At 32.0% G+C, this 11,838-nt stretch carries 17 protein-coding genes; 16 read left to right on the top strand and 1 reads right to left on the bottom strand.

Annotated features, from left to right (window positions below; translation table 11 throughout):
* Positions 1–8: 8 nt before the first annotated feature.
* Entirely contained in the window at positions 9–422 is a 414-nt protein-coding gene (locus tag JNUCC81_RS11375; RefSeq protein WP_454093574.1) for a DUF2513 domain-containing protein, read from the bottom strand.
* Between the two features lie 75 nt (positions 423–497).
* On the opposite strand from JNUCC81_RS11375, the gene JNUCC81_RS11370 reads away from it, so the two are divergent.
* The 16 genes from JNUCC81_RS11370 to JNUCC81_RS11295 all read left to right on the top strand — a co-directional run bounded on the left by JNUCC81_RS11370 (position 498) and on the right by JNUCC81_RS11295 (position 11,838).
* Positions 498–1,067, top strand: a complete 570-nt coding sequence (locus JNUCC81_RS11370; RefSeq protein ID WP_454093573.1) for a phage scaffolding protein — start codon at positions 498–500, stop codon at positions 1,065–1,067.
* Positions 1,068–1,087: 20 nt separating this feature from the next.
* Positions 1,088–1,975, top strand: a complete 888-nt coding sequence (locus tag JNUCC81_RS11365) for a phage major capsid protein (RefSeq protein WP_454093572.1) — start codon at positions 1,088–1,090, stop codon at positions 1,973–1,975.
* 28 nt (positions 1,976–2,003) lie between these two features.
* Positions 2,004–2,138, top strand: a complete 135-nt coding sequence (locus JNUCC81_RS11360) for a Rho termination factor N-terminal domain-containing protein (protein WP_454093571.1) — start codon at positions 2,004–2,006, stop codon at positions 2,136–2,138.
* A gap of 8 nt (positions 2,139–2,146) precedes the next feature.
* Positions 2,147–2,395 carry a hypothetical protein gene (locus JNUCC81_RS11355; protein WP_454093570.1) on the top strand — a complete coding sequence of 83 codons (249 nt, stop codon included), beginning with the start codon at positions 2,147–2,149 and terminating at the stop codon, positions 2,393–2,395.
* A complete protein-coding gene (locus tag JNUCC81_RS11350) occupies positions 2,395–2,757 on the top strand; it encodes a hypothetical protein (protein ID WP_454093569.1) in 363 nt (120 codons plus the stop codon). The genes JNUCC81_RS11355 and JNUCC81_RS11350 overlap by 1 nt, the downstream gene beginning before the upstream one ends.
* 1 nt (position 2,758) lies before the next feature.
* Positions 2,759–3,103, top strand: a complete 345-nt coding sequence (locus JNUCC81_RS11345) for a hypothetical protein (RefSeq protein WP_454093568.1) — start codon at positions 2,759–2,761, stop codon at positions 3,101–3,103.
* 9 nt (positions 3,104–3,112) lie between these two features.
* Entirely contained in the window at positions 3,113–3,460 is a 348-nt protein-coding gene (locus JNUCC81_RS11340) for a hypothetical protein (RefSeq protein WP_454093567.1), read from the top strand.
* The gene (locus tag JNUCC81_RS11335) at positions 3,461–4,018 is read left to right on the top strand and encodes a hypothetical protein (RefSeq protein ID WP_454093566.1); all 558 of its coding nucleotides are present in this window, start codon (positions 3,461–3,463) and stop codon (positions 4,016–4,018) included.
* A 74-nt stretch (positions 4,019–4,092) separates the two neighbouring features.
* Entirely contained in the window at positions 4,093–4,557 is a 465-nt protein-coding gene (locus JNUCC81_RS11330) for a hypothetical protein (RefSeq protein ID WP_454093565.1), read from the top strand.
* A 4-nt stretch (positions 4,558–4,561) separates the two neighbouring features.
* On the top strand, positions 4,562–4,726 hold the full coding sequence (locus JNUCC81_RS11325) for a hypothetical protein (protein ID WP_454093564.1): 165 nt from the start codon (positions 4,562–4,564) through the stop codon (positions 4,724–4,726).
* 12 nt (positions 4,727–4,738) lie between these two features.
* The gene (locus JNUCC81_RS11320; protein ID WP_454093563.1) at positions 4,739–8,056 is read left to right on the top strand and encodes a phage tail tape measure protein; all 3,318 of its coding nucleotides are present in this window, start codon (positions 4,739–4,741) and stop codon (positions 8,054–8,056) included.
* Positions 8,057–8,069: 13 nt separating this feature from the next.
* The gene (locus JNUCC81_RS11315; RefSeq protein ID WP_454093562.1) at positions 8,070–8,951 is read left to right on the top strand and encodes a phage tail family protein; all 882 of its coding nucleotides are present in this window, start codon (positions 8,070–8,072) and stop codon (positions 8,949–8,951) included.
* A gap of 1 nt (position 8,952) precedes the next feature.
* Entirely contained in the window at positions 8,953–10,065 is a 1,113-nt protein-coding gene (locus tag JNUCC81_RS11310; RefSeq protein WP_454093561.1) for a siphovirus ReqiPepy6 Gp37-like family protein, read from the top strand.
* 2 nt (positions 10,066–10,067) lie between these two features.
* Positions 10,068–10,979 (top strand): hypothetical protein, encoded by a 912-nt coding sequence (locus JNUCC81_RS11305; RefSeq protein WP_454093560.1) that lies wholly within the window; start codon positions 10,068–10,070, stop codon positions 10,977–10,979.
* Complete coding sequence (locus JNUCC81_RS11300; protein WP_454093559.1) at positions 10,979–11,482, top strand: hypothetical protein; 504 nt, start codon at positions 10,979–10,981, stop codon at positions 11,480–11,482. Before JNUCC81_RS11305 ends, JNUCC81_RS11300 begins: the two co-directional genes overlap by 1 nt.
* A 23-nt stretch (positions 11,483–11,505) precedes the next feature.
* Positions 11,506–11,838 carry a hypothetical protein gene (locus tag JNUCC81_RS11295; RefSeq protein ID WP_454093558.1) on the top strand — a complete coding sequence of 111 codons (333 nt, stop codon included), beginning with the start codon at positions 11,506–11,508 and terminating at the stop codon, positions 11,836–11,838.

Raw genomic sequence — 11,838 nt, 5'->3', positions numbered from 1 at the left:
TTATATTTTTATTGAAATTGTGCTGTTATTAAGTTGGATATAACAGATGCAGAAATATCTTTAAGTGCATTTATTGAAAAAGAGCCAACAGATTTAGCTATATCTTTGGTCTTATTCCAAGTATTATCATTTTTAATATTTTCAAGGAATTCATGACCATAAAATGTTAAATCATGAATAGAGGTTATTCCTTTTATATATGTACCTCTTTGAGGCAGGGTTTCTATATCAATAAAACCTGCTTCACCGAGCTTTAAGCAACAATAATGAATTTCATCTTCTGAATATGAAATTTTAGATGCTAATTTTTTTACATTCCAATAGTCGCCTAAATTGCCTGCTTCAATAGTTAATAAGATATCTCTTACACAATCTGGATTTAATATCAAAAAATCACCTTCTTTCCAAGAATATTTTATCATAAAAGATAATTTTATGCTTTTTCAGTTTTATTTTAAGTATGTATTTGCAAAATTAGAGTACAGGAGGTAATGGGAATGAATTTAAAAGAATTATTAGGTGAAGATTTATATTCACAAGTAACAGCAAAACTTGGAGATAAAAAAATAATCGTTGATGATGGTAACTTTATATCAAAAGATATATATGACAAAGTTAATGACGATAAGAAAGCATATAAAAAACAAGTAGAGAATCTTCAAACAGACTTAGAGGGTATAAGAAAGAAAGCTGGTGAGGTAGAAGGTCTTAATACTGTAATAAATGATCTTAAGCAGAATTTAGAGAAAAAAGATAAAGAAATAGCAGATAGAGAGTTCAATTACAGTTTAGACACAGCTTTAAAGGATGCAAAATGCAAGAACACAAAGGCTCTGAAAGCTTTACTTGATATGGAAGGAATAAAATATCAAGAAGGTAAGTTTGAAGGTTTAGAAAAGCAATTAGAAGGTTTAAAGCAATCAGATAGCTATTTATTTGATTTAGATACTTCTCCAGGGAATACAGGAAGTCTTGGAAACTTTGGAAGAAATAATAACAATCCATCAGATGGAGATAGTCAAACTTCATTTATGGAAGTTATAAGTAATAATTCATTAAGAAAATAATAAAAAGGATGGTGCTAAATATGGCAGATAACAAGTATTTAAAGGATAATTTAAAAGGTTTTGTACCAGTAGAAACTGCTGCTGGAATAATGGAAGGAATAGTTAGAGGTTCATCTATATTACAATTATCAGATGTTAAACCTATGAAATCTGATACTATGAAGTTTCAAGTTTGGGCAGATAAACCAGGAGCTTACTGGGTCGGAGAATCTGAAAGAATAAATACTTCTAAAGCTTCTTGGATATTTCCAGAAATGAAAGCTAAAAAAATAGCAGTAATAATACCAGTAACTAAGGAAAAATTAAATGATACTACAATAGATGTATTTAATGAATTAAAGCCGCAAATAGCAGAAGCTTTTTATACAACTATAGATAAGGCTTGTTTATTCGGAACTGATTCACCTTTTGAAAAGAATATATTAGGAGTTGCTACTAGTGCTGGAAATGTAGTTACAAGAAATACTCAACTGTTAGATCTAGACGTATCTGACTTAATGGGCACAGTTGAAGATAACAATTTAGATGTTAATGGATTCGCTGGACATTATGGATTAAAGAGAGAATTAAGAAGCTTAAGAGATGCTAACGGAAATCAATTAGCTGTTATGGGTATGAAGGAAAACTCTTTATATGAAAATCCATTAACATTTGTTAGAAATGGAGCATTTGATAAAACAAAAGCAGAATTAATAGCAGCAGACTGGTCTAAGTCTATAGTAGGTATAAGAGAAGGTATAGAGTTCAGCATATTAACAGAAGCAACTCTACAATCTGTTACTATGGAAGATGGTAAACCATTATCATTAGCAGAGAATGACATGATAGCTATAAAAGCTACTATGAGGTTAGCTTACTTACCAATAAAAGAGGAAGCATTTGCTGTATTAAAGCCTAAAACTCTCTAGCAAAGGATTAGCTTCATCTATCGAAGATGTGGAAGTCCCACAAAACATAAACTATTCTGAACTTAAAGTTGATGAATTGAAAGCTATAGCAAAAGAAAAAGGATTAGAAGGATATTCTTCAATGACTAAAGCTGAATTAATAGAACTTATAGAGAAAGCATAGGTGCTAATATGGGAGAAATTCAAGAACTTAAAATAAGATTAAGGGAGGAATCCTCTCCCTTTTTTACTGAGGAAGAGTTAGAGTATTATTTAAAACAAAATAATAATGATTTAGACTTAACAACTTATGAATGTCTACTATTAAAAGCAGAAGATGATTCAATAAGTTTACCAGGTGGTTTACAGTTAGCTAATAATAGTCAGTATTGGTTAAGATTAGCTAGGAAGTATAAACCAAATGGAAGTAGGTGTTTGTAATGAGTAATATAGCTAATAAAATAAAGCCTAAAGTTAAGAAAGTAATAGATAAGTTTCCAACTAATGTAGAAATTTATAGAGATACTAAAAATAAGTTTGGAGAGCCTGGAGAAAAGGAACTTGTATGCTCTGTTAAAGGATTCTATCATGAAGGAAATAATATGATAAGTGCTGTTACTACTGACAAAGGCGAAGTCAAAAGAAGTAAGCAAAAGTTTTTAATGGTTATTTATGATGAAAAAACTGTTAAGATAAAAGAAAATTACTATTTTGAATTAGATGGTGCTAAGTATAAGATAGTTGACTTAGGGAATCAAAATAGGCTTAATATTTATTTCGATATGCTATTGGAGAGGTGCTAATATGGGTTTTAAATTTGATGCTAGTGGACTCATGAGAGGATTAGCAGAAAGAGAAATAAAAACGAGGGCAGCGCTTGGATTATATGGTGATACTGTAGCTAAGAAAATGGAAGCTCATGCAAAGACTAATTATAAATGGACTCCTAGAAGTGGTGCAGCACATCAAAGAATTAATAGTAGCTGGAAATGGCAAGGTTCAACAATAAGAATAGAATTAAGTCATGGAGTTGATTATGGTATATGGCTAGAATTATGTAATGAAAAAAGATATGCAATAATTAAACCAACTATAGATTTAATAAGTCCTCAAGCTATAAGAGGATTAGAAAAGATAATATTTAAATAGGAGTTATAGATGTTTAAAGAAATATATATTTTTTTAAAGGAAAAAGGATTTGATGTGTATTCAATCGGTCAACACGAAGGAATATGTTCAAGTCCTTATTTAGTTTTAAAAGAAAGCACTGAAATGGATGTAGTAGGAACTTCTTTTAGCAATGATTTGCTAGATGTAATTATATATTATCCGATTGGTAAATACAGCGAGTTAGGAATGTATTTAAAGAAAGTTAATAGTGCTTTAAAAGAGATAAAGAAAATAAAAAGAGCTTATGATCCTACACCTATAGTTATTGATGATGATAAAAAGTCTTATACAACTTCACTATCATATAGAAAAATAAAAAAGAAAGAAGGGATTTAAATGTCTGTAGTATTAACACAATTACCTTTAACTGATGTTAAGAAAACTCAAATAATAACTAAAGAAGAAACTTCTAGAACTTTTACTTTTGATACAGCTGATGAGGTTACAACTAAAGAGGTTGTAGAAGAAGGAAAAGATAGACCTTTACAAATAAAGAATAGAATAGTAGCTAATGTTCCAGCAGAGAATGTTCTGTTAGGATATGATTTAGAATTTAAAGATAATGTATTTTGCCCTGAATTATTACATGTAATGCAGGGAGGTACATTAACTTATGCTGAAGATAAAACGACTTTTAAATCTTATGAGCCACCAGCTATAGGAACTTCTGTTACTAAAACTAAATTCGACGTAGTTACTTATTCAGCTGAAGTAGGGACAGACGGAGAAACAGGAAGATATGTAAAGATGACATGGTTTAATGGGAAAGGTAATTCAGTTCCTATATCACTAAAGGATGGCGAATATTATGCTAATACTTATACAATAAATTGTAGACCAGCTCAGGGTCAAAAACCATATAAGATGGAAATAGTAGATGTATTACCTGAGTAAAGGTTAATTTAAAGGCACTCTTTGGAGTGCTTTTTTAATTTACTTATTTTAAGAAATATAAGGGAGGAATTTATATGTTACAACCAACTAGTTTACAAGAATTAAAGGCTTTAGCAGAACAAACAAAAGGAGAGGTCATAGAAATACCTGGCTTTTTAGATACACAAGTATTAAGAGTTAGAGTTAAACCTGTATCCTTAGTAGAATTGACTCAATGCGATTTATTACCTAATGCTTTAATGCTAACGGTAAATGATATAATCCAAAAACAACAAAAAGGTGAGATGTTCTCAGGTAAAGAAGCAGCAGTAGCTAAAAAGAATATGGAAACATTTACAGATATAGTTTATAAGGCTGCTTTAGTAGAACCCTCTTATAAGGATTTCAGAGATGCAGGTATAGAATTAAATTTAATACAAAAAAGGATGATAGCAGAATATGCGATAGGTGATGTATCTACTCTTAATCGATTTCGTCAGTTCAGAAAAGATTTTGAGAGTAATACTGCAAGCGAGGTATTACAAGAAACTACCGAGTGAAATAATGGGGATAACTAATACATATCAAGCCTTTTGTTTTAACGAAGCATGCCTACATATTGATTTAGCTTGGCAAGATGAAAAAACTACTCTTAGATTTGCTGAAGATAAAGTCAATATGGCTACAGGTAAAAGAAAGACCTTCCAGAGTGAAGTACTAAAGTTATAGGGAGGTGATGGAGTGTCTCTAAATGTTGGAACAGCTGTAGGGTACTTAGATTTAGATACTAAGAAATTTGAGTCAGGTATCAAAGGTGCAATGAAGCAATTAGAGGTATTTAGTAATAATACATCAACTAGCGGGCAAAAAATGGAAGCTTTAGGCGGAGTAATGAAGAATGTTGGTGCAGGTATGACTAAATTCGTAACTGCTCCTTTAGTAGGTGTAGGAGCCTTATCCATAAAGACAGCAGCTGATTTTGAAAGTGGAATGAGTAAAGTACAAGCGATAAGTGGAGCTACTGGCGAAGACATGAAAAAGTTAGAGAATATGGCTAAAGATTTAGGAGCGAGCACTAAATTTAGTGCTAGAGACGCAGCAGACGCACTTTCGTATATGGGTATGGCCGGTTGGAAAACTGAAGATATGATGTCAGGATTACCTGGAGTACTTGACTTAGCGGCAGCTGGTGGTACTGATTTGGCATTAACAAGTGATATAGTAACTGACGGTTTAACAGGGCTTGGTCTTACTGCAAAAGATACAGGTATGTTTGTTGATGTAATGGCTGCTACATGCTCTAATTCAAATACAAGTATAGAACTAATGGGAGAAACATTAAAATATGTTGGTCCAGTTGCAGGAGCATTAGGAATTAATATGCAAGATTTATCGTTGGCCATTGGACTTATGGGAAATGCGGGTATAAAAGGAAGTTCTGCAGGTACAGCTTTAAGAGGCGGTTTAACTAACCTTGTAAAACCGACTAAGCAAATGCAAAAAGTAATGGATAAATATAATATAGAAATCCAAAAAAATGCAGATGGCTCTGTTGACTTAATGGGAACAATGAACCATTTGAGAGATAAATTAGGTGGATTAAATGAAACTACCCAAGCTAATGCATTAGCTACGATATTTGGTAAAGAAGCGATGTCTGGTTGGGCAGCTATTATAAATGCGAGTGAAGGTGATTTTGAAAAATTATCTGGAGCAATTAGTAACTCAGAAGGTACAGCTAAAACTATGGCTGAAACTATGCAAGATAATTTAAAAGGTGCTATAGATAACTTAAAATCAGCATTTGAAGGTGCTTGCATTGTTATAGGTGAAAGATTAATACCTATGTTTCAAGGTATAGTAGAATGGGCTACAAACTGTTTAACTTGGTTTAATAATTTAGACAGCGGAACTCAAGACCTTATTGTGGCAGTAGGAGTACTAGTTGCCGCTATAGGTCCTTTAATTTTTATAGCAGGTACATTACTTACAGTACTCCCTAATATGGTTGCAGGATTTAAATTAGCTAAGACAGCAGTAGTAGCTTTTCAAGGAGCTACACTTGCAGTACCCATTGCTATAGGGGCCGTAATAGCAGCTCTAGTAGGATTAGCATCTTGGGTAGGTAGTAGCTCAACGGCTATAGCATTCTTACAGGATAAGTTTGGATTACTAGGTTATGTAATAGGAGGAACTTGTGAGATTATAAACGGCATAGTCCAATTAACTTTTGGTAATATGATTATAATTATTCAGACTGCAGCTAAGGCTATACAAGCTATATTTAAAGGGCAGTTTTGGAAACTGGATGATATAGCGAGAGAAGGTTGGGCGAAGGTAGAAAATAATACTGCAGAAGCTATGAGTGATATTGCTGGAGAAACAACAGAAGGTGTAAGGTTAATAAAGACTAGAACCGAATCTGAATTAAAAAATGTCACTGATGTCTTTGATAAAGCTATGAAGGAATTACCTTCATTAACTAAAGATAATGCAGGTGAGATAGCTAAATCCTTTACAGATGGATTGGATAAACTAGATCAAGAATCCCTAACTATTCTTAGGGGTACTTCTGATAGTATGGCTGTACTATTCGAGGGTATAAAAGAAGGAATGAATCCAGAAGCAGCTACTAAGAAGTTTACTGCTAACCTAGAAAGTATGGCAGTATCAGGTAAGTATGATATGGAAACTTTACAAGGTGATATAGATAAAGCTATGAAAACTATCACAGCTAATATGCTTATAGAATCTGAAGCATTTAAACAGAATGCCACTAATGTATTTAATGAGTTTAAGACTGTTGGTAGTCAAGGCGTAGAGGGAATGGCCTCAAATGTGGCTAACATCATATATCAAATGGATGCTGAAACTGTGAGTCAGTTGTCTAATATGGGTGGCACATGGAATCAGATATTAAGTGGTATAGCCTCAGATGGTTCTATGAATACTACTCAGATGAAAGAAGCTATAATAGCTAATCTAAATAGTATGGGTATAGATGGAGCTCAATTAATATCTCAGTTAAGAACAGAGTCATCGCAACACATGAAGGCTATGGTCGATGATGCGGATAAGAACTCTAAAGAATTAGAGAAGGCAGTAGATGATGGAACTAAGGGTGCCAAAGATAAAGGTACTAAAAATGTAAAAGAGTATGCAAAGAATGTAAAGGATGGAACTAAAGACGGAACTGACGGAGCTAAAAAGAATACTCAAGACTTAGCTAAGAATACGGAAGATGATCTAAAAAAAGCTGGTGATAGTGCAAAGAAGAATATGAATCAGGGGGCTAAAGGAGTAAAAGAAGCTACTAGTAAAATGTCATCAGAAACTAAAAAGGATACAGCTAAGGTAGCTAAAGATATAGATGAAGACTTTAAGAAAGGTACTAAGAGTGTTAAGCAAGAGGCTACTAACATGTATAATGGAGCTAAAACTTCATTTACTAAATTAGCTCAAATTGCTAAACAAGCTGGTTCAGATGCCTATAATGGAATAAGAATTTCATTTGGGAAAATACCAGGTATAGTTGAAAATAGCATTACATCAGCTGCTGATTCAGCTAAGAGTGCAGCAAGTTCATTCAAGTCAGCAGGTCAAGCGGCAGGTCAAGCATGGATAGATGGATTTAATTCTAAGAAATCTGCTATGGCTTCAGCTGCAGCTAATGTTCCTAAGCCTTCAGCATCAAGGTCATTTTCTCCAGAACCTACTCTAGCACCTTCAAGAACAAGAAGAAGTGTATCTTTTATTGCTCTTCCTTCTTCTAGTAGTATGGCTAATTCTTTAAGCAGATCAGTTGCAAGTTTATCTGCACAACCTAGTCTTCAATCTGCGACATTATCTGATAGAATGGCTAGCAGTACCTTAAAAGATTCATTAAAATCTACTATTAAGGATTTTGAGGAATCTATGAAGATTAAAGGCAAAGAATCAAAAGAGAGTAGGAATATTAACTTCTATAATACTTACAATTCACCCAAGCCTTCATCAATAAGAGATTTAAAAAGACAGGATGAAATACAAATGAGGAGACTTGCTTTAAAGTTTAGATAAGGAGGTATCTTACATGATTGATAAAATTGAATATATAAATGAAAGAGGTCAATTCATAACGCTAAATCATGAAGGACCTCTTTTTCTTTTTGAGCCTGAAGGTTTTCATGGTTTAGAATCAGATGTTATAAGCTCAAAGAGTGCTTATCAAGATGGCTCAAATTTTAAAGGTGTTACGCTTAAAGATAGAATTTTAACTCTTAACTGTTACATTCTAGTAGACTCAGAACTTCAAAGAGATAACCTAAAGAGGAAACTATATCAAGTGTTTAATCCAAAAGTTAAAGGGAAGATGAAAATATACAAGGAAACTACAGAGAGAGGAGCATCTAACCTAAGAGTAATACAAGCACCCGTGTTTAATGATGATTATAAGACTGATAATCTATTAGTACCCTTTCAGATACAGTTAGCCATGCCATTGCCTTTCTTTGAAGATAAGAATGAGATAAGAGTAGATTTCGGAAATGATGTAGGTAATTTTTTCTTTGACTTAGAGATAGAAGAACAAGGAAGAGAATTATCTATTAAGAATAATTCGATTGTAACTAATATCTATAATGCAGGAGATGTAGAAACACCTATAAAAGTTGTATTCAAGGCAAAATCAGCTGTTAAAAATCCAAGCATATATAATGTTTATACAAAAGAGTTTATTAAGATAAATAAAACTATGCAAGCTGGAGAAGAGATAACTGTAACTACCCACAAGGGGAATAAGAGAGTGGATAGTTATCTAAATGGAATTACGACAAATATATATAATCACTGGGATTACCAGAGTTCTTTCATATGGTTAGATGTGGGAGATAATACCATAAGATATGATGCTGAAGAGTTAATAGAACAGTTAGAGGTATATATTTATTACTCTAACTATTATTTGGGGGTGTAATATGGAATTATTAGTATTAAACCCTAGATTAGAGATAATAGGAATAATAGATAATTATCAATGTCTTATGTGGAATCGAGAGCTTTATCAAATATCAAATTTCACTTTAGAGGTAATTCCAGAGTTTCTTCAATTCGGACTTTTAAAAAAAGGTAACTTCCTAATTAAGAAGGATAATCCTAAAGAATGCATGGAAATATATCATAGACAATTAGAAGAAAATGATGAAGGTATAGAGATATTAGTGGTATCTGGTTTTAGTCCTTCTCATTTATATAGTAAGAAGATAACGTTAGTAAATGAGATTAAAGAAGGTACATCTGAAGATGTTATGAGAGCCTATGTTAATGACCATTGTATCAATCCTACTAATATTAATAGAAAAGTTCCTAGGCTGTCTTTAGAGGATTCTAAAGGGTTAGGTAATATAATTAAATATCCGAGTCATTATAAGTCATTAGATGAAGAACTAGAGACTATAGCATCTATGTCAGAGTTAGGATATAGAACTAATTTTAATATAGGTCCTAGAAACTTCTCTTTTGAGGTCTACCAAGGATTAGACAGAACAGTGAATCAAAATATTAATTCTCATGCTATATTTAGTGCTGAATTTGAAAATGTATCTAATTTAAGGTATATAGATAATGATGGAGACTATAAAAGTACTGCTCTAGTAGCTGGAGCTGGAGAGAATGAATCTAGAAAAACTTTATGGATAGGAGATGAAATTTCTGGCTGGAATAGATGTGAGCTATTTGTAGATGCGAGGGATATATCTGATACTAAAAATAATGACGGAAGTTCTGAGGATATACCTATCCCTAAAGAAGAATATGATGAACTTCTAAGAACTAGAGGTAAGGAGAAACTAAATGAACATCAAAAGATAGAAACTTTTAACTGCACCTTATTAAACTCAGGTAGCTTAGAGTATAGAAAAGATTTTGATCTAGGTGATAAAGTTAGTATAGTAAATAAAAAATGGAATCTGATACTACATGAAAGAATTACTAGTATAGAAGAAACCTATGATCAAGATGGTTTAACAATAGAAATAAATATAGGAAATAACATTCCAAGTTTATTAGATAAATTGAAAAGGAGGATATAATTATGGCAGAAAAGAGTTCATTCTTTACATCCCTGAATGGAGATAGAAGATACAAAGCTAGTGACTTTGCTGAATATTTTTCTAGATTTATAGGAGATGGAGTATTTCCTAATCCTTCTACAGGTTTGCAAGTAACAGCTAATAATGATATGACATTAACACTAAATCCTGGATATGCATGGATAAAGGGTTATATGTATGGTAATACCGACATTTTAACCCTAACAGTTGATGCTTCAGATAGCGCATTAAAAAGAATAGATAGAGTGGTAGTAAAATGTAATTATGTAAACAGAGAGATTAGAACTTATGTGAAGAAAGGTACTTTCTCACAAAACCCAGTAGCTCCTACATTGGAGAGAGGAGCAAATGCCTATGAACTAGGTATAGCCGAGATACAAATAGACGCAGGAGTAATTTCTATACAACAAAGTAAAATAACTGATACAAGGCTTAACTCTGACTTATGTGGAATAGTAACACAAACCATAAATGAAATAGATACAACTACTTTATATAATCAGTTACAAGCTCATATAGAAGAAAAAAGTTTAGATATGACTACTTGGATACAAGAAGCTAAAGAACATTTCAGTATTTGGCTAGGCGATACTAAAACTGAATATACAAATGAATTTAATACATGGTTTGATAGTGTTAAAGGTTCACTCGATGGTGATATAGCTGGGAATTTATTAAATAAAATAAATGCACTTGAAGAGATAGTAAATAATATGGAACTTACTTCAACTAAGGTATTAAGACCTAATAAAAAAACGGTAGAAGAATCCATTTCAGCAACTGAAACAAGTATTCAAGGCGTACAAGATGATATACAAAATTTACAAACAGAATTAGGAACTAATAAAACTATATTAAAAAATAACATTAATACAATAAGAGAGGTGCTTTAATGTCTACTCTTAAAAATTTAGTTGATGAAACTACTAATATAAAAAATGATTTAGTAACTTGTCATACTAATTTAAAAAATAATTTAATATCAAAAGGTATGGAAATATTAGATTCTGATAAAATCCCATCTTTGATTAATAAAGTAGGTAATATTGAACTAGGAAAAAAATTGGCTAGTGGTACTATTATTTACAACAATGAAAGAGGAGATTTCTTTAATGGATTTGGTAATAAAGTTACAGGTATTAATTATATCCGTATAAGTGGTTTAAATTTCAAACCAAGACTAATTTTTGCTAGAGCCTCTAATTCTTCAGGTAGCATTTTTTATGTTTCTGTCTACAAAAAAGGTGATGGAATGTATAGGTCTTCTTATACTCAAAGACATGACGGTTCAAATGCAACGGGTACGTTTGCATCTCAAATGATAGGTAATGATGTCCTATTACCTATCGCATCTAGTTCTACTGGCCTTGTTTGGACTTGGGACGCTTACGAATAAAAAATATAGAATGGAGAATGTAAATGAATAAAACATTAATAGTTTATGATCATGATGGTGAAGTAATTCTTAATATATCAGGTAATTATAGAATTCCAAATGGGTTGCCATATTTAGAAATTAAAGTACCTGACGGAAAATATGTTGTTTCTGTGAATGTTGAAACAAAAGAACCTATATATGAAGATATTCCAAAAAGTCAAACAGAAATATTAGAAGATAAAATATCCATTTTAAACGAGCAAAATTCTAAACTATTACTTGATAAAGCTAAAAATGAAATACAAATAAATACTTTAAATAAAAATCTAGCTAACATAACTTTAGAAGTAGATAAAATGAAAGGTGGTATGTAA

The sequence above is a fragment of the Faecalimicrobium sp. JNUCC 81 genome, assembly GCF_053667625.1.
The sequence above is the reverse complement of the archived record's forward strand: the minus strand, read 5'-3'. Positions and strand labels throughout refer to the sequence as shown.